General features: G+C 43.7%; 16 protein-coding genes and 1 tRNA gene. 7 read left to right on the plus strand and 10 right to left on the minus strand.

Features of this window, described 5'->3' with window-relative positions:
- Positions 1–9: 9 nt before the first annotated feature.
- A complete protein-coding gene (gene mtaC / locus MSWH1_RS01645; protein WP_048125500.1) occupies positions 10–786 on the minus strand; it encodes a methanol--corrinoid protein MtaC in 777 nt (258 codons plus the stop codon).
- Positions 787–1604: 818 nt separating this feature from the next.
- Here mtaC and MSWH1_RS01655 point away from each other — a divergent pair.
- From MSWH1_RS01655 to MSWH1_RS01665, 3 genes are all read left to right on the plus strand, one after another.
- On the plus strand, positions 1605–2459 hold the full coding sequence (locus MSWH1_RS01655) for a winged helix-turn-helix domain-containing protein (protein ID WP_048125505.1): 855 nt from the start codon (positions 1605–1607) through the stop codon (positions 2457–2459).
- Positions 2460–2581: 122 nt separating this feature from the next.
- Positions 2582–3373 (plus strand): winged helix-turn-helix domain-containing protein, encoded by a 792-nt coding sequence (locus MSWH1_RS01660; RefSeq protein ID WP_048125507.1) that lies wholly within the window; start codon positions 2582–2584, stop codon positions 3371–3373.
- A 142-nt stretch (positions 3374–3515) separates the two neighbouring features.
- Positions 3516–3992, plus strand: a complete 477-nt coding sequence (locus MSWH1_RS01665) for a DNA-deoxyinosine glycosylase (protein WP_052722531.1) — start codon at positions 3516–3518, stop codon at positions 3990–3992.
- A gap of 224 nt (positions 3993–4216) precedes the next feature.
- Here the strand turns inward: MSWH1_RS01665 and MSWH1_RS01670 are convergent, their stop codons facing one another.
- The 3 genes from MSWH1_RS01670 to MSWH1_RS01680 form a co-directional block, all read right to left on the minus strand.
- Complete coding sequence (locus MSWH1_RS01670; RefSeq protein ID WP_048125508.1) at positions 4217–4396, minus strand: 4Fe-4S binding protein; 180 nt, start codon at positions 4394–4396, stop codon at positions 4217–4219.
- Positions 4397–4556: 160 nt separating this feature from the next.
- Positions 4557–6479, minus strand: coding sequence for an SWIM zinc finger domain-containing protein (locus MSWH1_RS01675; protein WP_048125510.1), 1923 nt, complete (start codon positions 6477–6479; stop codon positions 4557–4559).
- 118 nt (positions 6480–6597) lie between these two features.
- Complete coding sequence (locus tag MSWH1_RS01680; protein WP_048125512.1) at positions 6598–7080, minus strand: SWIM zinc finger domain-containing protein; 483 nt, start codon at positions 7078–7080, stop codon at positions 6598–6600.
- 189 nt (positions 7081–7269) lie between these two features.
- On the opposite strand from MSWH1_RS01680, the gene MSWH1_RS01685 reads away from it, so the two are divergent.
- The 3 genes from MSWH1_RS01685 to MSWH1_RS18710 all read left to right on the plus strand — a co-directional run bounded on the left by MSWH1_RS01685 (position 7270) and on the right by MSWH1_RS18710 (position 9048).
- On the plus strand, positions 7270–7767 hold the full coding sequence (locus MSWH1_RS01685; RefSeq protein ID WP_048125514.1) for an inorganic diphosphatase: 498 nt from the start codon (positions 7270–7272) through the stop codon (positions 7765–7767).
- 177 nt (positions 7768–7944) lie between these two features.
- A complete protein-coding gene (locus MSWH1_RS01690; RefSeq protein ID WP_048125516.1) occupies positions 7945–8595 on the plus strand; it encodes a YggS family pyridoxal phosphate-dependent enzyme in 651 nt (216 codons plus the stop codon).
- 309 nt (positions 8596–8904) lie between these two features.
- Positions 8905–9048, plus strand: coding sequence for a hypothetical protein (locus MSWH1_RS18710; RefSeq protein ID WP_156148047.1), 144 nt, complete (start codon positions 8905–8907; stop codon positions 9046–9048).
- A gap of 479 nt (positions 9049–9527) precedes the next feature.
- On the opposite strand, the gene MSWH1_RS01695 is transcribed toward MSWH1_RS18710, so the two are convergent.
- Both MSWH1_RS01695 and MSWH1_RS01700 read right to left on the minus strand, forming a co-directional pair.
- Positions 9528–10400 (minus strand): hypothetical protein, encoded by an 873-nt coding sequence (locus MSWH1_RS01695; protein ID WP_048125519.1) that lies wholly within the window; start codon positions 10398–10400, stop codon positions 9528–9530.
- Positions 10401–10958: 558 nt separating this feature from the next.
- Positions 10959–11032 (minus strand) — tRNA-Val (locus tag MSWH1_RS01700).
- A gap of 340 nt (positions 11033–11372) precedes the next feature.
- On the opposite strand from MSWH1_RS01700, the gene MSWH1_RS01705 reads away from it, so the two are divergent.
- Positions 11373–12137, plus strand: coding sequence for an A24 family peptidase C-terminal domain-containing protein (locus tag MSWH1_RS01705; protein ID WP_048125521.1), 765 nt, complete (start codon positions 11373–11375; stop codon positions 12135–12137).
- Positions 12138–12175: 38 nt separating this feature from the next.
- On the opposite strand, the gene MSWH1_RS01710 is transcribed toward MSWH1_RS01705, so the two are convergent.
- From MSWH1_RS01710 to mutS, 4 genes are all read right to left on the minus strand, one after another.
- The gene (locus tag MSWH1_RS01710; protein WP_048125523.1) at positions 12176–12763 is read right to left on the minus strand and encodes a cobalt-precorrin-7 (C(5))-methyltransferase; all 588 of its coding nucleotides are present in this window, start codon (positions 12761–12763) and stop codon (positions 12176–12178) included.
- A gap of 101 nt (positions 12764–12864) precedes the next feature.
- Positions 12865–13890 carry a cobalt-precorrin-5B (C(1))-methyltransferase gene (locus MSWH1_RS01715; protein WP_048125525.1) on the minus strand — a complete coding sequence of 342 codons (1026 nt, stop codon included), beginning with the start codon at positions 13888–13890 and terminating at the stop codon, positions 12865–12867.
- 477 nt (positions 13891–14367) lie between these two features.
- Positions 14368–16431 carry a DNA mismatch repair endonuclease MutL gene (gene mutL, locus MSWH1_RS01720; RefSeq protein WP_231585532.1) on the minus strand — a complete coding sequence of 688 codons (2064 nt, stop codon included), beginning with the start codon at positions 16429–16431 and terminating at the stop codon, positions 14368–14370.
- A 125-nt stretch (positions 16432–16556) separates the two neighbouring features.
- Entirely contained in the window at positions 16557–19259 is a 2703-nt protein-coding gene (gene mutS, locus MSWH1_RS01725) for a DNA mismatch repair protein MutS (protein WP_048125528.1), read from the minus strand.
- Between the last annotated feature and the right edge of the window lie 679 nt (positions 19260–19938).

Consider the following 19938-nt stretch of genomic DNA (forward strand, 5'->3'; position numbering starts at 1 on the left):
TCATTCACCTCAGTGCTTGTGGAATTTGTCTCTTAATGCTGCAATATCGTTTGTACCTGCAATGATTGCGTCAGCAATCTTGGGAGCGTCAGCTGCTTCTTCACCGTACACACCGAGTGCATACTGGGATACGAAGTCCTGGTTGACTGCGCCGCCACCGCATGCGAATGGGATCTTAATTCCCTTCTCAAGGAGCTTGTCGTTAACTTCCTTGAATGCATACATGGTGGTGGTCATGAGTGCAGTGCCTGTGACCATGAGGGGTTTGTTTGCAATAACCGATGCAATAACCTCGTCAACAGGGACGTCCCTTCCAAGGTCAACTACATTGTATCCATTTGCCCTGAGGAGAGCGGCAACGATATTCTTACCGATGTCGTGAACGTCACCTTCTGCGACGTGGCAGACAACAGTTCCCTTTGTTACAGGGGCAGTTTCAGAGTTTTCCTTACAGAAATCGATACCATTGAGCATGGCGTCAGCAGACATCATGACATTGGGGAGGAAAATTACTCCTTCATCGTAGAGTTTGGTGACAACGCCCATACCGATCATGAGAGCATCGTCGATGAGTGCGATTGGGTCCTTGCCTGCGTCCATTGCGGCTTGGAGACCCTCAACTACGTCATCTTCTTCTCCTTCGAAGATGGCTTTTGCAATCGGGTAAACAAGTTCGTCTTTAGGATAAAGCTCTTCTGCGGCTTCTTCAGGAGTCATCTCTTTTTCCAGAGCCACATTGTACCTGGTTAATACTTTTTTCAGACTTGCCTCTGTAAAGTCCAACATATTTCTAAACCTCCATTTAGATTATAAGCAAAAAGGTCCTTGCCATTCCGGATCTGCAGTTCACCGGATTTATAAGGCATGGGATGTTCCGGTTTTGCCTTTGTAAAGCTTCTTTGTAAAGCTTTTTTGCTCCTGTTACCGGAACTTTTCCTTTTTTATTGTATTTCACGTCTGCATGCTGACATGTGTTACAGCTCAATTAGGGGAAATCATCCCATATACCATAACCGACGGAAATTTTTTCCTGATTTTTACAGGGCAACACGGGGTCTGAAATTTTGAGGTCACTGAGCGACTTCCTGCCTGCAGATTTTTTAAGCCCTTGTTTCTTGATAAAAGCATTCAAAATTTTTGATGCAAATTTGGGGGTCATTGCTCGATATTTTAGGACGTTTTTCTTTTATAACATTTTTACTTTTTTTGAACAATGTCATTATTCCGATAAAGCAGGTAAAAAATTTCAATGTTCTTATTTACTCTTTTAGCCCATCATCTAATATTTATTTTATTAGTTAGGGTGTCATTTTCTTTTAAAACTCTGGCTGATGATACTGTTTTTCTTTAAATTTTACGTCTCTCTTTAACTGGCAAAATTATTTTGCTTTGATCTTCTTTGCGTTTTAAATTATTCATCCAAATCCTTTTATATAAATGGGCATATCGGTTATCTTCAGTATTATGGCGCAAATTCTTTCTTTTATTGAGGTCGTACAGGACCTGAACGGAACTCATATTTCTATTCGCCCCGGTACGAACATTTCTGTGCCGCATAATGCAGATTCCTATATTTACAAAAAATAGAGATATAAGTGGTTTGAATGCAACCTGAGTTAATAGATGTAGTATTTCGTTCCCAGAAAAGAAGAGATCTCCTTTTACTCCTGGGAGAAAAACCCCGAACAATGGAAGAAATTAAAGTCCTCCTTGATGTTTCTCCCACAGCCATCTTGCCCCAGATCAAGAGGCTTACAGACAGTAACCTGGTCATTCAAAAAAATGGCAGCTATGAATTGACAGATATGGGAGATCAGGTATTCAAAAAAGTCAGAGATCTTGTTGACGTCCTTACCCTGGTTGAAAAAGACAACTACTGGATCGAACATGACCTGGGTGGAATCCCTAAGTATCTTCTTGACAGGATAGGGGACATCAAGGACTGCAATCTGGTCAATGTCGATCCCAGCCAGATATTCGAACCTAATATGGAGCTTTTGAATTTCTTTTCTTCTTCCCGCTATCTTATGGTGTTTTCATCCTTTTACAGGCCTGAATTCCTCCCCCTTTATTCAAAGCTCGGAAGGCTTGATGCAGAGGTTTCCCTTATTTTTACGGAATCGGTACTCGAGAAGTTCCTGCACAACTATGAACGGAAAATAAGGAAATTTGCCACGATAGAGAACACCGAACTTTTCGTCTGTAAGGACGGGATAAAAATTGCCGAGCTTATTGTTTCTGATCGTGGGATGATTATCTCTCTCTTTGACAGCCAGGGCAGGTTCTATCACGACTATATGTGCTGTTCCGAGCCTCAGGCTATTTCCTGGGCAAGAGAACTCTTTGATTTCTATGTATCAAAGGCATCAAAGGTTGAAGGTGAGAAGATCATTGACAGTTTTATATGCACATCTGAAAACGGAGCTTTCTCAGAATCTCTGCTGTTAAGCCTTCATTGATATATACTGATGTATCAACATGTTTAATACCAATTTGAGGCTCAAATTCGAAATGACTCAGAAGAATTTTAATTAACATCTTATTTTATCTCAAACTCCTTTCCGGAGGGAGGCTGAATCGAATGAGTATGGAACTACAGTTAATAGATACTATTTTCTTTTCGGATAAAAGGAAAAACCTGCTTCTATTCCTGAAAAGCGGGCCAAAAACGATTGAAGAAATCAAGACCGAGCTTGATGTCAGTTCCAGTCCAATTATGGCTCAGATCCGCATCCTGATCAAAGACGGGCTTCTTGTGCAGAAAGAGGACGGTTACGAACTCTCTGTAAAAGGGAAACTCATAGTTCCCAAAATGGAGCCCCTTCTTTCCACATTCCGGGTCTTTGATGAAAATCATGATTACTGGGCAAGGCAGGATCTTCGCGCCCTTCCTTTGCACTTGCTTGATCGGATAGGGGAGCTGGGCAAGTGTATGGAGCTTGTGCCTGATAGAACTCATATCTTTGATTACCCTCCTGAAATTATGGATCTCCTTTATAGATCAAAAATGGTTATGGAAGTCTCTTCTTTTTTCCGTCCTGGGTATCCAGATCTCTACTTGGACCTTGCTTATAAAGGCATAGAGGTTTCTATGGTTCTGGAAAAGCCCATTTACAGGAAACTGGTCTCCGATCATAGAAAGGAGGTTGAGAGGTTCCTAAACATGGAAAATACGCAGATTTTTGTCTGTGAAAATAAAATTGAATTCGCTTCCAGCTTTATTACGGATCGCTTTTTCTCAATGTCCATGATCTCCAAGGACGGAAGGTACTATAACCATGAAATGGTGAGCTTTGAAAAAAGCGCCCTTGAATGGGGGAAAGAACTTTTCAACTATTACAGGGACATGTCTGAGCAGGTCACGCAGGTGTGAGAAATACTAAGAGATGAAAATTTTCAAACCTTCGAAATAATGCAAATCTGAGTAGTCCACAAAGGCTTAAACGTATTATACAAATTTACTTCTTTTCGATTCTAAAAATTAAAGTAACCTCAAAGCCCAACTTTCTTTAACCATGATAAAGCGAGGTTTTACTCCATTCCTTGATGAAAATACCAGGATCCTTATTCTGGGGTCCCTTCCCAGTGATGAATCCATCCGAAAGCAACAGTACTACGGAAATCCCGGAAATGATTTTTGGAGGCTGGTTGGACGCGCAATCGGAGAAAACCTTCAGAATATGGCATATGAAAAAAAGCTTGAAGTCCTGAAGAGTAACGGGATTGGGCTCTGGGACGTGTTTCATGCCGGAAGTCGGGAAGGGAGCCAGGACTCAAGGATCAGGGACGAAGAAATAAATGATTTTTCAAGTTTGAAAGAAATAGTTCCAGAGCTGAAGCTCGTCTGTTTTAACGGCAAAAAAGCAGGGGAATACGAACCTCTCCTGAGGGGAATGGGCTATCAAACAAAAGTTCTGCCCTCTTCAAGCGGGGCAAACCGGCGATTTTCAAAAAATAGGGAATTGGAGTGGGAAGTTGTTTTCAAGTATTAGATATCTACCCACTCTCAAAAGTTAAGGAATAGCATTGTTATTGCTGCTATTAATATTATTATTGTTTATGTTATTATACTATTATGTCTTTAGTATTATTGTTTATGTTATTATACTATTATGTCTCTAGTATTATTGTTTATGTTATTATTCTATTATGTCTCTAGTATTATTGTTTATGTTATTATTCTATTATGTCTCTAGTATTATTATTATTGTTTCTATTATTCTACTTTGATGGCTTCTGCTGGGCAGACGTCTTCACATGCCCCACAATCCACGCATTCGTCTTCGTTTACGACTGCAATTCCTTCTTTTTCGTCAAGGGTGATTGCCTCAGAAGGGCATTCATCGACACAGGTTCCGCAGCCTGTACATTTTTCTTTGTTCACTTTTGCTGGCATTAATTTCAACTCCTTCTAGATCGTTTTTCCATGCTGTTCTATTCAAATCGGTATTTTTTAAGCAAAGTTGGAGTTCAGAATTAGGTTTAATTTAAACTCCATTATTATTTATCTGCTCTGATATATAAAAATTTGCTTTCGTCCAGATGGAAATTTTCCTTCACCCCTCAATGATTCTCTCCTTCTCCAGAACATCAAGGATTTCAAGTAGCTTTCTTTTAAGTTTATTCTTTTCCCTGATCTCGCTGAGATAAGACTCCCATTCGACTTTTTGTCCCCCGGTTTCCATCGTGTTCCTGACCATCCGGAGATAAATGGATGCAGATTCGTATGCATCTACCTTTGTCCTGGAAATGAGTTCCTCTGCAATAGTTTTCCATATATCGACCGCAATTTCCGGATATTTCTCTTGTACAGTGTGGGCAATTTTATCTCTCCTGGTAAAATACCTGTCTTCTCCCTTTTTTCTCCTTATTTTTAGTTTGTTGTACCACCTGGCCACTTCATCGGGATTCTCTTCTTCGATGGCGATGTCGATCAAGAGTTCAAAGGCAGGTACATCTATTTTTTTGAAAGAATCCCTGTCAATCAGGCCTGTCTTTGGAAGGACCCCTAACAGGTTCGAGGATTCTTCTCCGGGTATGGCGCTGTCTGCGGGGAGGTTTCCGTTTTCCAGGTACTCATGGACAGCTTTCCGGACTTCTTCCCATACCCCGGCTTTTTTTGCTGATTCCCGCAGGTCTATATAAAATTGCAATGAAAGGTACCTGAAAAACTCTTCTGCATTTAAAGCTGCTACAAAGAGCCAGTTCTCTTCTTTTTCCTTGATTTCGAGGAGGGTCCGGAAGAGTTCATAGGCAGTTTCCGGGGAAGATTTCCTTGTTTCTTTTATTTTCCGGTAGATCCACTCTTCTGCCTTTTCTTTTTGCTCCGCGGCAAGCAGCACTTTGATTAGCCGGACATAACTCCAATCTTCTCCAGCTTCTACTTCCTCTTCGCAAAGGGAGATGGCTTCTTCATAATTCCTGGCTTTTTCGAGCGCAAGGGCAAGCCGTTTTACAAGCTGTTCCCGGTCCCAGTTGAAATCGGAGAGAGTTTTCCCGCTGTCGCTTGTCTCTAGCCTGTCTTTGAGGACTTCGGAAAAATGGTTCCACTCTTCTACTGGAAAATCCGAATTCCAGAAGGCTTCTTCGTCAAAAATCCCGTATTCGTCTTTTAATTCAAAGTCCAGAACTCTAAGCATCCTTTCGTGGGCTGGGTTTCCGGACTGCAGGAGAGCCTTGATAACTACTTCCATACATTCGCCAATCTCCATGCCGATATTCCCCTCTTCATCATAAGGAGCTATTTCTTCATACCCTTCCAGAATTTTCATACCCAGGTCTGCAACATCATCTGCATACCCGGCTTCAAGGAGTTTTTCCAGCCGGTTCCTCAGGTCCGAAAAATCAGGGGTAGGGGAATCATAATCTCTGTAGTCATAGCTTCTGGCTTCCTCCCAGAGCTCTTCCAGTTCGGAGTATATGTCCCCTACCGTCTCCTCCGTATCCCCCGATGCAAGGTTCAGCATGTCCCACAAGTGCCTGGAAAGCAGGGAATCCCTCTCGGATAAATTCATCAGAAGGTCAATCAGTTCCTCTTTTTCCATCTGCTTCAGGTACTCCCTCAGCTCTTTTCGGAAAACCTGATACGAATCCCGGGTCTCTTCAACTTTCAGGGCAATTCCCTGTCTGGCCATTATAATTAGGGGGTCTCCTTCGGAAGCAACGGGAACTTCTTCTCCCTGCTCTGCAAGTTCAAGGTATTCAAGTACAGTGGCAACCCCGTGTTTGCAGTCATGTCCAACCGGACAGGTGCAGGTGGAACTAAGCTCTCCGTTTTCCAGGGAAACTTCCGTGAAATATGTTTTCGTCCCCTGTACCCGGGCTATGAGGCTACCCTTAGAGGTTTGTTTAATCTTTTTTACCCTGTCTTCATCCTGGTACTTCATTCCCTTAGCAGTGGCTTTTTCTCCAGCCCAGGCCTGGAGGTCGCTCCATTTGAGGGTTTGGAAGGGGTCGGAATTCTTGCTTTCCGATGGCATAGGATAGTATTTCTCAAAGGGTCTATAAATAACGGTTTTTTTCAGTCCTCAATATGCCGGTTTTTTTTTCAGTCCTCAATATGCCGGTTTTTTTCAGTCCTCAATATGCCGGTTTTTTTCAGTCCTCAATATGCCGGTTTTTTCCCAGTGTACCAAGGATTTCAATGAGCCTCCTTTTGCGTTTATTTTTCTCCCTGATCCCACGGGGATATATCTCCCATTCTCTTTTTTGTCCTCTGGATTCTATATTATCTTTAACCTTCCGGAGGTGTACGGCAGCTTCTCTGTAAGCATTCACATTTGTTTTGGATATGAGCTCTTCTGCAAGTTTCTTCCAGACTTCGAGTGCAATATCTGGGTATTTCTCATGAACGGCATTTGCGATTTTGTTTTTGTCGATGTAATATGCGTATCTTTTTGTTGTCTCTCCTCCCTTTTTCAGTTCTCCGTACCACCTGACAACCCCATCCGGAGCTCTTTCTCCAATAGATATTTTGATCAGCAGGTCAAAAACAGACGTTTTAATCTCTATGAAGGAATCGGGTTCTAGCAGCTCTGTAGGGGGATAAGTTCCGGGGAGGATTGAAGTGTCTGCTTCCACTCTTTGTTTTACAAACTTTCATTTGTGTGTTGATTTGTGAAAAGCAAAACAGTTCAAACCAGGTCAATGACTCTTGTTTGCAGGCAGTTCTATTCTTTCTTCTCTATGTTTTATATTAATAACCTGTCAGAACACATTAATAGTTGTAATTCTTACAAAGCAGTTAATTAATAATTCGGAAGTGTTGATATGGCTGAAAGGCAAGTCGAAAGTGTGATTATCGAGATTCCAAAAGGAAGTCGGAACAAATATGAGTACGATAAAGAAAGGAAAGTAATTAAATTCGACAGAATGCTTTTTTCTTCAATGATGTATCCTTGCGATTATGGTTTTTTTCCTGATACTCTAGCTCTTGACGGTGACCCTTTAGATGTCCTGGTTTTAATGTGGGAACCTACATTTCCGGGATGTATAATAGATGTACATCCTATTGCATTATTTGCCATGGAAGACGATAAGGGAATAGATGACAAGATACTCTGTGTTCCAAAAGGTGACCCCTTATGGAATTATATAGAAACAATCGACCAGGTCCCTCCTCATCTATTAAAAGAAATTACTCACTTCTTTGAAACTTATAAGAATTTAGAGCATAAACACGTGAAGGTTATTGGTTGGGGAGGTCTTGAAGCAGCAGTCAATATAATTCAGGAAGCCAAATCCCGATACATTGAGCAAAATAAATGATTAACCGGTTTTGCATAAATGATGTAACCATTCTTGCTCAGTTTTATAGAAATTGCGCATTTGAAATGCTGAACCGTTAATTCCGGTTTTTATATAATTCTATTCTTACTCCATAAAAACACAATTAGAACCATTTAAATACAACTACTTTTGAATCAAAACAGTTTAGGGACAACAATGCCAGTTGATGAAATTATAAAGTTGATCCTTAAGGAGATTGGAAACACAAAACTAGTTTGTGTCACCAAGACGATTGAACCTGAAAGGATAAACGAAGTTATTAGGGCCGGAGCCACTATTATCGGAGAGAACCGGGTTCAGGAATACGAGGACAAATGTGATGATATATTGCCCTGTGAGACACACCTTATAGGCCATCTACAGACAAATAAAGTCAAAAAAGCCGTACATCTCTTTGATCTTATCCAGTCAGTTGACTCCCTGAAGTTAATCAGGGATATTAATAGGAGAGCCGGGGATATTAACAAAGTACAGAAGGTCTTCCTTCAGGTTAACATAGGCAACGAGTCACAAAAATACGGATTTGGACCGGATGAGGTAAAAAAGGCAATAAATGAGATCCATTCTCTCGGGAATGTCCGCTTGGAAGGCCTCATGTGCATCCCTCCTTTTCTACCCTCTGAACAAACCCGTTTCTATTTCAGGAAGATGAAGGTCCTTTTTGATGAAATGAAACAGGAAAACCGGGACAACATCAATATAAGGGAACTATCAATGGGTATGTCCAATGACTACAGGATTTCCATCGAGGAAGGAGCCACGATGGTACGGGTGGGCACTGCCATATTCGGGGAGAGGAAGTACTGAATGTGCTATTTTGTGGAAAATAATTATTCATTGCTTATTTTTTTCGAATAAATATTTTAAAACTATTTAATACCTTTAAACTAAAAAACAGAAGAAGAAAATGAGCAAAATGCATAATGGGCTCGCAGAGCTTCGAACTCAGGACCTCTGCTTTATGCCGACATCGAGGACCTGCATACTATTCGGCTGAACTACTATACCAGCGCCAGTTACAAAGAGTCGGTGCCCCTGGAGTGGACTTGAGCCAGCCCATACTGTATCCCAGGGTGCCGAGGTCCACAGCGCCTGGGCAGACAGCGGTACTGTCAAATGGACACAATTGAGCTGGGGGCAGAACCCCGTCAATGGCATATCATCACACTGGCAGAGCTGCCAATGCTCAAAATGGCTCCGTTTTTCATGTTGAAAGGGGTCGTCATTTTGAAACCAAATAACGGACATGTTCTCGAATAATTAAAAATACGAAAAAAAATATAAGAGAAAAAAGTAAGAGAGAATGTAAGAACGAAAAAGAAGTAAATAAAAGAAAAGCCGAGAATTTTCAAAAAGGGCTATAAATTATCAAACATTTGAGAATCAACTCAGCCGTAAGCAACCCCAGCAGTACATATAACAAAATAATCAAAAGGTTGAGTATGACCGGACCAATTCTGGTTCGAACTTTTCCTAGTCCATACACTCCAATTACCATATATAATTATGATAGATTAATATATCTTATTTTCGGTCATCGTTTTTGGGTTTTATCATTACTCCTTTTCTTTTAATTCTTTAATCTGCTTTGCAAGCCAGCTAAACCGTTCCTGTTTTTCAGCCAGATCCTCTTTAGTTAAATGAAAATCAGAAGTATAATATCAGAAGTATTATTCATTGTTTTACTTTTTCCTTCCACGATCAAATTATTCGACGTAAGGTCCCCGTCTCTTTTTCTTTTATGCTGACTCTTCCTGGGCCATCTCCGGCCACATCAAATAAGCGCCAACAAAAAAGCAAACTGCCCCGATCAGGGTGAAAACAGTGGACCATAGTGCGAGATTGTTAAAAATTGGTTCAGGTCTGATAACAGCCAGAAATGCCGAAATTAAGAATGCAACACATCCCACAAAGTTAATGATCGTAATCCACCAGTCAATGTTGCTACTGCGCCAGCACCACCAGCGATGACAAATTTCAAATATCGCAAGTGTACCGGAGATCTGGAAGAAAATAGAGCCAACCATGTCCGGTGTCCAGATCAACAGGTCTTGTCCTATCCAACCCAGATTGAGAAAAGCATCAAACGTGTTGAAGTTGAACATAATCGTTCCCAGAAATTGGCTAAATGTAACCCAAAAATCAATTCTAACAGGTTGCCAGGCCAACCATTTGCGTTTAGTATTTTGGACATCACCACCAACGGTAGTCTTGGCGTTGATAGACTGATGATATTGAGAATAACCGGCAGAGGTAAAGAAGATCGAACCGATGAAAAAAATCAGGGTGAGAATGAGATTCCTTTTGAACCCGGCCAGAAATAAGACGCTGCCCAGTGCAAAGTGGCTGGCACCAATCATGAACAAAACGGCGATCCACCAGTTTAACGAGCGGGGGCGCCAAAGCAGGTATTTGGGTCGTTTTTTTTCCGCCGCTTCAGGGCCTGGTTCCGGACCAAACTGCTTGCGATGTCGTCGGGAGGTCCTTACATCCACAGTGCCATCAGGCCGGCGGTGGACAATGCGGGTAACAAAGGGACCTATATACTGTGACTCGATATGTTCCCATGTATCCGGAAAATAGATATAGCCTCGTTTAATTGAAGTTGACATAAGCGTTTATCTCTCTTATTTAGCTGTCAATCAGCCAGGCATGGTCATATTCCAGTGGATAGCTGAAGCATGCAGCCCCAAAAATCTGGTACAACAAACATAGTTCTGGAGAGTGGTACAAATTCATTGGGTTCCAACAACCTGGGTTCTTGGGAGCTTTTCAAGAGACCGGACAGGATGACATTTACGTGTATCCCAGGTCACAAACCCACATCCATATGAAAAATTTCTGAAGTTAACCCCAGGGCTGAACAGTCTGTTTTGGCACTACTTGTTTGGTGAACCCATGATCTTCAGAATCTTCAGGATACTGGAGGGTTTGAATCCAGATAAATTAGTGTGGTTGAACTCGATGTGCTGCTGCGAAAGTTTATTACTACTTCGCTTATCATCAATAGAACTTTCACCACAGTGTATCATAGAGTTCTGTCTATTTTAATTTCCTATGTGTCTCTTACTTTTTCTTGTTAAAATTTGCAGTTATCTGTCACGTATCCAGTATTCTCATAGCCACTAAATATAAACACTTAGAATCCGTAAAAAAAGAATAAACAGAAGTGGGCCCGCTGAGATTCGAACTCAGGACCTCCGCCGTGTGAAGGCGACGTCATAACCGTCTAGACCACGAGCCCATTGATTGAAATTGAAAACTAATAAGGGTTAAGCAGGGTTAAGCAACCATAAAATAGAACTTCTTATGTATAAGCTTATCGCTTGCAAGCTGATTTTGGGCTTGACCGGGCCTGTTATGTTATTACTTGTTATATTTTTGCCTGGGGGTTTTCAGTTCCTTTGTATATTTTGAAGGATTTGAAGGGGGAAGAATCGTCGGCTGGAGTTTTCAGTCTGCGGGTGGAACTTTTGATGGGCTGTCGACGGGCTGTCCGGGAATTTTCATTCAAGCGATAAAGTAAAGAAGTAAATAAGTAATAATGTAAATAACTCTAAAAATAATTTAATTGTCTGGTTTGTATGATAGAAATCCTGAAAATCCTCTTTACCATGCCATTTTTGCTCTATTCGTGTTACACTGACCTGAAGGTGCGCAGAGTCTCAAATAAGGTGTGGAAGTCCATGCTTGCATCGGGTTTGGTATTTATTCTATATGAAGTTTTTACCGGAGGGATTCCCTATCTTAAATCTCTTATTTTTTCTGGAGTTGTTGTTTTCATTTCGATTTACATCCTTTTCCAGCTTGGAGCCTTCGGGGGCGGGGATGCAAAGGGGCTGATAGTGCTTTCCATCTTATTCCCTCTCTATCCGGTTTTCCTGTTCTCGGGAGAGCTTTATCCTCTGTTCGGGCTGCCTCCTGTAGGGCTCTTTGCCTTCACGGTGCTGGAAAATGCTCTTCTGGTAACGATATTCGTGCCTCTCGGGATGTTCTGCTACAACCTTCTGCATTTCTCGCCTGAAATGCTCAAAAAGCCCTTCTACATGTTTATCGGGTACAAGACTGAGGTTTTCTCACTGAAAAATAAGGAACATCTTGGTTTGCTTGAAAAGTTTGAGCTTGATGAAAACGGAAGCGTTATCAGGAAGTTTGCACGGGCAGGGCTCGATTTTGATGCGAACCGAAAGCCCGAACTTGAAGAATACGCAAAAAAAGGGCTCATTGAAAAGGAAGTCTGGGTTACTCCGGGCCTGCCTTTTATGCTCTCAATTACAGCAGGCTTTATAACCGCAGTCGTTTTCGGGGATTTGATCTTTTACGTTCTCATGAGCTTTATCGCGGTCTGAACCGAACGTCTGTGTTTTTTCCATTCTCTTTCCCCTTTTTATCTTTTCTGCACGACAAGCAGTCCGTAAAGAATAGTTTCCGCAATCGGGGGGTTGTCAGGAGTGCCTTTTGCGATCCTTTCTTCGGGGTAGCCGAGGTTTTCGCAGGTATAGAGCTCGGCTTCCAGTCCAAGGTCTTTAAGGATTTCCGCAACCTCGCGGGAGCCGAAGGTCTCTTCCGGCAGCAGGAAAATATTTCTCCCGTTCTTCAATTCCCGGATCAGTTCGGCTTTTGCAGGCTCAAAGTCCCTGCCGTGGGCTGTTATTGCACAAAGGTTCGTCAGGTTCACTCTTGTACGCGCACAGGCTGCCTGCATTGAAGAGATCCCGGGAATCACGGTATCCTTTTCCCCTGCAAATTTCCCGAGCCCGGAAAACATGGGATCTCCTGTGGACAGGACAACGGCATCTGCGGGCAGGAGATGGAGCGACTTATAATCTTTAATTGTTTTTGCTTCGCAGGTAATATATTCCTGGGCGAGCTCAAGGGATCTTTTTGCCCCGTAAACCACGGATGCCTTTCTTATCGCCCTTATCCCTTCTTCCGTGAGCATGCCGGGTCCGACCCCGACTCCTACCACAATCATAGTTTTTCTTCCCCTCTGTCCGGTTCGAATTTCTGATATCTCATTCTCTGGATTTCGCTTTTAATTCAACTTCAGAATTTAGTTTTATTCAATTTCTGAATTCACTTTTTCTTCTCACTCTTGCTGTCCATAAGGACAGACCCGTCCCTGTCAATTACCACGATTCTTGCACCTTTGCCTTTCTCAACCGCCATTTCAAAGGCTTCTTTCAGGCGCTCGTGTTCCGGAGCCATTTCAAGCATTTCAACAACGGTTGCATACCCGCTGTTCTGAAGCATTTCAGGGTTTCCCCATTTCAGGACAAGCCCCGGAAGCCCGCAGATAATAACATCGCCTGATGCGTTCTCAAGACCTTCCGAAATCCTGCTCCCTACCATAACAATAGTGTAGTCGGGGAAGAGCATGTGAGAATATTTCATTCCTATCCGGCCCGTAGTCAGGACTACCCTGTCAGTGCAGCGGATGAGGTCTCCTTTCATCTCTCCCAGGTGGTCGTTCCAGGGTTCAACAAAACCTGTGCTTCCGAGGACGGAAATCCCGCCTTCGACTCCTATCCTGCTGTTCAGAGTCTCTTTTCCTATCCTTTCCCCTTCAGGGATTGAAATCGTGACCTCAGCTCCCTTCAGGCCCAGTTCCTCTACGGCTTCCTGCACTGCAGCCCGGATCTGTTCCATGGGTTTAGGGTTGATGGCAGGTTTTCCCTTCGAGACCTGGAGCCCGTCCCTTCTTACAACCCCTATACCCTTTCCACCGAAGATGCTGATTCCCTCGGTTTCCCTGGCTTCGCCAACAAATTCAAGCCCCCGGGTAATATCGGATTCGTGGTCGTTAGGGATCTTCTTTACAACTGCGCGCCCTGGGGAGGACTCGCTGATTTCAAGGTAGGCTCTCAGTCCGACCGGGGTGGGTACGGATACATTGTCCACTGTTTTTTTAAGGGAAAGGACAGCGGCTTTTGCAGCTGCACTGGCTGTAGTTCCTGTGGTATATCCTCTCTTGAGTACGGACCCGTCACTCAGGACCACGACCATCCCGGACGCTACGTTTTTTTCAAGTTCTTCCCTGGGCAGCCCTGTAAGGGCAATCCATTCTTCAGGGATCTTGAAATTGTTAACAGGATCTATCATGGAAGAATACTCGGGGGTTTTTTATTATAAATGTATTGACCTGAAAAATCGGAAAAGCTACATGGACAATGTAATATTCACAGAACAATATAGAAAAGAGTGGCATCATTCCAGGACTGGGGATTTTTTCGTTTTTCTGGAAGTTGGGGGTATTTCTCTTGGGGTTTGAATGGGGGGTACCATTCTTTTGTGGGGGTTTGGGGGTTGGTGTGTGAAAAATAGCTTTGTGGAATGATGCCTTTTAGATGTCAATACTCGTCTGACATCGACCTTACATCATCAGTTATATTATATAAATCTATAGGAAATTAATGGTGGATTTCCAGTGGAAATCTTCCTGATATCTCCATAGCTAATTACCAGTATTCTTTCTGTACGCTCTATCGACAGATGGCTTTTTTATGGGGATTTTTCATTTCTTGATCAATCCCTTTTTCCGGATTTTTTTCAATATTTTCTTTTTTCCGGCAACTCTGTTTACTGAATTCTTGCAAACATGCGGTCCAATTCACTTTTTGTAAAGGTTATCACTGTTGGTCTCCCATGCGGGCAGGAGTAGGGATTTTCAGCTGCTTTGAGCTGTTCTATCAGCTCTTCCATCTGCCTCGAGTTGCAGGCTGCCCCTCCTTTGATTGCTGCCCTGCAGGCGAGGGTCTTGCTTACCTTTTCCGAAATTCCTGTGTCCTTTTTAACCTTTCCTTCAGCCAGCAGGTCAGAGATCACGTCATGGATTACGCTGGTATCCTCAAGCCGTCCGAAAACCTCGGGCACAAAAGTAACGACATAGGTATTGTCCCCAAATTCTGAGATCCCGAAGCCGTACTCCTCCAGATAGGGGATGTATTCTTCCATAAGCACCTTTTCTTTCGGGGTAAGTTCTATCACTACAGGGGCGATCAGTTCCTGCACCCTGGACTTTTTCGTTCTCAGGACCTGTTCGTAAAGGACCCGCTCATGGGCTGCATGCTGGTCGATGAGCACAAGATCTTCTCCTTTTTCGGCAATGATATACATTTTAGAGACCTGGCCTATGATCCGCAGGTCTTCTAGAAGGTCGATGTTTGCTTTTTGCTTTGGCTTTTTACTTTGCCTCTCCCCTGCATTTATTCTTTCATTTGCCTTTTCCCCTGCTTCTTCCTTTTCTTTTTCCTTTTTACTGCTCTGATCTTCTCTCCTCAGGACTTCCTGGGACCCTGTCCTTTCTGGAAAATCCAACAGGCGCTCGGATTTCTTCAGCCTTCTCTCCGTATCTTTTATCGGATAAGTATAAGCTTCTGATTTTTCTCTCAGGAGCCTACTGCCACTTTCAGGAACCCTGGTTTCCTCTTGAACCCCTGCTTCCTTTCCAGTTTCTTTTCCGGCTGCTTTCCTGATTTTCTCTGTTGCTCCCTTTTCCGGCAGAGTTAAGGGAGCTTTCTGTGCCTGAATTTCTTCTGATGGCCTCGGACTCTCAAAGGTTTTCTGAAACCTTCTTCCCTCTTTTTCCCTTACTTCGGGAGCAAGTCCGTGGTCCGAGAGGACCTTTTCAACTGCATGAATGACTGCATCCCCTACCTCCTTTTCCCGGCTGAACCGGACTTCGGCTTTGCGGGGGTGTACGTTTACATCTACTTCTCCCGGATCAAGGGTAAGAGCAAGTACTGCTACAGGATAGCGGCCTTTAGGGATCTTTGTATAATATCCTTCGCGGACAGCCGTGTTGATAGCTCTTGAAGTGACCGGGCGAGTGTTTACGAAAACATAAAGCTGGTCGCTTCCTCCCCTGGTGGTTTCGGGTTTTGAGATATATCCCCGAATTTCAAAGTCTTCTGTTCTGTACTCAAGGGGTAGCATTGAACGGGCAGTATCAGGTCCAAGAAGGTTGACCAGGCTTTTGAAAAGGTCGCTGGAGCCCGTATTTCTTATGACTGGCTTTCCTTCGCTGAGCAGGGTAAAGGAAATTCCCGGATTTGCCAGGGCAAGCCTTGTAACGGTGTCTGTGATATGGGCAAGTTCGGTGCGGTCGCTTTTCAGGTACTTGCGCCTTGCAGGTGTGTTATAGAAGAGATCTTTTACGTGCATCAAGGTTCCCGGAGCCGTGCCTGCATCAGATGTTTCCTGCACCTTCCCTCCGTGGATGACTATTTTTGTACCGGTAATCTCTTCCTGGGGGCGGGTAAGGATTTCTACCTTTGCAATGGCGGTAATTGAAGCAAGAGCTTCTCCCCTGAACCCCATTGTTGCGACCGTATCCAGGTCTTCGATCCGCGTGAGTTTGCTTGTTGCGTGTTTTTTATATGAAAGAAGGACATCTGCCCTGCTCATCCCGCAGCCGTTGTCCCTGATAAGGATGGAATGTTTTCCCCCTTTTCTTACTTCGATGCGGATTTCCGTTGCTCCGGCATCGATTGAATTGTCCACAAGTTCCTTTACCACGGATGCCGGGCGTTCTATTACTTCCCCGGCTGCGATTTTATTTATCGTGTCCCTGTCAAGGATCCGGATTTTATTTCCCTGCTCTTCCATTTTCTCTTCCATCTTTTCTTCAATCTGCTCCGTCATTTGTTTTTCACTTTTCCTTTCCTCTGTCCTTTATCTGTTCTTTATCTGCCTTTATCCACCCTTTCCTCTGTTCTTCCCTGATCCTTGCCCTATCAAGGTGGGCAATCCTGTAGCCCGTTTATTTTTTAGTCAAGTAGCTTTTTCAGCTCATGGAGCTTGTTCATGGCTTCTATTGGTGTCATCTCATCCACATTCGTCTTTTTCAGGGCTACTTCCACAGGGCTCAACCCTTTTGCCTTCTCCGAATTTCCATTGCCACTCCCAGGGTCAAAAAGCAGCATCTGGGTATAGCGTGCACCTGCCTTGCTTTTTCTTTTTTTCCCGTTTTCGCCATCCACGGCTTCCTCAAGCACGTTTTCCTTTTCCAGTTCCTTGAGGACCTCATTTGCCCTTTCGATCACCTTTTCCGGAACTCCGGCAAGCCTTGCAACCTGGATTCCGTAACTCCTGTCTGTTGCTCCGGGGACTATTTTCCGCAGGAAAACTAACTCGTGACCATCTTCTTTTACTGCAATGTGGTAGTTTTTGACCCTTTTTAATTTCTCTTCAAGGGCTGTGAGCTGGTGATAATGGGTCGCAAAAAGAGCCCTTACGCCAACCTTTCCTCTATTGTGCAGGAACTCTACTACTGCTTTTGCGATGCTGTACCCATCGTATGTGCTCGTTCCCCTGCCGATTTCGTCAAGCAGTACAAGACTTCGGGGACTTGCGTTATTCAGGATATTTGCAAGCTCCACCATCTCAACCATAAAAGTGCTCTGCCCGCTTGCAAGGTCGTCAAAAGCCCCTATTCTTGTAAAGACCTGATCAATCATCCCTATGGATGTATAGGATGCCGGAACAAAGGAGCCTGCCTGAGCCATAATTGCAATAAGGGCGGTCTGGCGCATGTAAGTGGACTTTCCTGCCATGTTCGGGCCTGTAACAAGCAAAAACTGTTGCTCCTTGCAGTCCATTTCGGTATCATTCGGGACAAAGCCTCCTGATACGGTACTTTCGACTACGGGATGTCGCCCGTCCCTGATGAGGATCTTGCAGTCTTCGGTGAGTTGCGGCCTTGTATAGTTGTTGTTTTCTGCAACCTCGGCAAGGTCTGCAAGGACATCAAGGGTCCCCAGTCTTTCTGCTGTTTCCTGGAGTTCCCTTGAATGGGTTGAAAGGATCTGTGTGAGTTCAGTGAAGATTTCGTATTCCAGAGCTACTGACTTTTCGTTTGCTGTCAGGATCAGGCTTTCTTTTTCTTTAAGTTCCGGAGTAAAGAAACGCTCGGCATTTGACATTGTCTGCTTTCTTATATAGTCCTCCGGCACCTGGCTACTATTTGCATGGGTAACTTCGATATAATAACCAAATACCTTATTGTACCCGACTTTCAGGGACTTGATTCCGCTTCTCTCTCTCTCTTTCTGCTGAAAAACCGCAATCCACTTTTTGCTGTTGCTTGCAATATCCCTGAGTTCGTCAAGCTCCGGATTATACCCTGGCTTTATCATTCCCCCATCCCGGATGGTTACAGGAGGCTCGTCAACAATTGCTTTTTCAATCATTTCCGCCAGGGTTTCCAGTTCCGAAAAGGCTGCAAGCCCTTCTGCAATCTCTTTTAAGATTTCAGACCCGGCTTTTTCCAGCAGGCGGTCCCGGATAGAAGGCACGACGTACATGGATTTTTTCAGGGCTACGAGATCCCTCGCACTGGCATTTCCGTACACAATTCTTCCTACCAGGCGTTCGATGTCTCTTACATCTGAGAGCCAGTCTCTTATATCGTAGCGGAGCAGAGAGTCTTCTGCCAGTTCTTCGACTGCATCCAACCTGAGGTTAATTTTTTCTACGGAAAGAAGCGGCTTTAAAAGCCATTTTTTCAGGATGCGGCTTCCCATGGGGGTCCGTGTATAGTTCAGGGTCCGATAGAGGGAATTTTCGTCCCCTCCCTCTCTCACGTTTTTCACGATTTCGAGGTTGCGCAGGGTAATCGAATCCAGGACCATGAATTCAGTGTTTGAGTAGGCTCTGAGGGTATTGATATGGGCAAGGTTCCTCATCTGGGTAGTTTTTGCATACTCAAGGGCAGCCCAGGCTGAGTAAACTGCAAACTCGAGTTTTTCACAGCCCATACCCTCGAGGGTCGCGACCCCAAAATGGGTTTTCAGGTTCTCTTCGGCTTCCTCGGGTCCGAAAATCTCGGGGGCAAATTCCTGTACAATTGTCTGGTCCTTTAACCTGGCTACAAGTTCCGAATTCCCGTACAGGGACGGGGGCAGGATGCATTCTGCAGGGTGCATGCGGGCAAGCTCGCTAAGTAATTTCTCAAAGCTGTCCGAGTCCGTAAACTGGGTTGTAAGGAACTCCCCTGTAGATATATCGAGGAAGGAGATCCCGAATTCTATTTCTTTTTCTCCGTTTTTCCCGGATTTTCCGATCTCTCTTCCTGCAACTGCCATGAGGTAATTGTTTGAGGCATCCGAAAACATGGAAGAATCTATTGCTGTTCCCGGGGTCACCACCCTAACAACTCCCCTTTTCACAACCCCTTTTGCCTGCTTTGGGTTTTCGAGTTGTTCACAGATGGCTACCTTGTACCCTTTATTTATTAACCTGGGCAGGTAGGTGTCAATGGCATGGTGGGGAATTCCTGCAAGCGGCATTTTCTCCCCTTTTTTGTCTTTCCCTCGTGCAGTCAGGGTAATTTCAAGTTCTTTCGCAATGGTTTTTGCGTCTTCCCCAAAGGATTCGTAGAAGTCACCCATTCTGAAGAAGATAAGGGCATCAGGGTATGCCTGCTTGGCTTCGTAGTACTGGCGCATTGCAGGGGTCATCATTTCTGTCATTTTTCAACTCACTGTAAGCCTTGATCATTAATATCTACAGTTAATATCTAAATCTGGAATGGGGATATATGAATAAGCGGCTGGTTATTTCAGCTAAGCAGCATGGTTCTTTTTTGCATGTCAGTTTGAGTCATTTTTAACATCATTTTTAACATCATTTTGAATATCAGGTTAAAATACTATGTCTTTATCTTGAATCATGCTTCTTATATATAATTTAACGATTCGGTATTGTAAGCCTTATTAAAGGAGGAATTGCCCTGAACCGGGAAAAATTAATTGAAGTCTGTCCTGTTTGCGGGAATGCGGATATCTATTATGAGGTTGGTGGGTATGCAGGTGCGGTCTACCATTGCAAAGAATGCGGGTATGTCGGAGCTTTCGTTGTTGAGGCTAATGAGGAAATGATTGAGAAAATTAAGGAAAAGTATAAGCGGGAAAAGGGGAAGGAGGAGGAATATAACTAATAAGTGAGTTTAACACGGTGTGCTTCCTGCACAGATTTTATTTTGACATCTGTGATTTTTTTCTTTTAACGCGTCCTTTATCATTTATTCTCAGTCGAATACCCCGCTAGCTTGCGTCGGGGTGTGCCAGCGCAATTTTGATTTTTGTGGACATTTGCGGAACGTCGGAACAAATAAACTGCTGAGATCTTTACAATACTTCAACTTGGGGA

Source organism: Methanosarcina sp. WH1, assembly GCF_000970005.1.
Taxonomy (GTDB): Archaea; Halobacteriota; Methanosarcinia; order Methanosarcinales; family Methanosarcinaceae; genus Methanosarcina.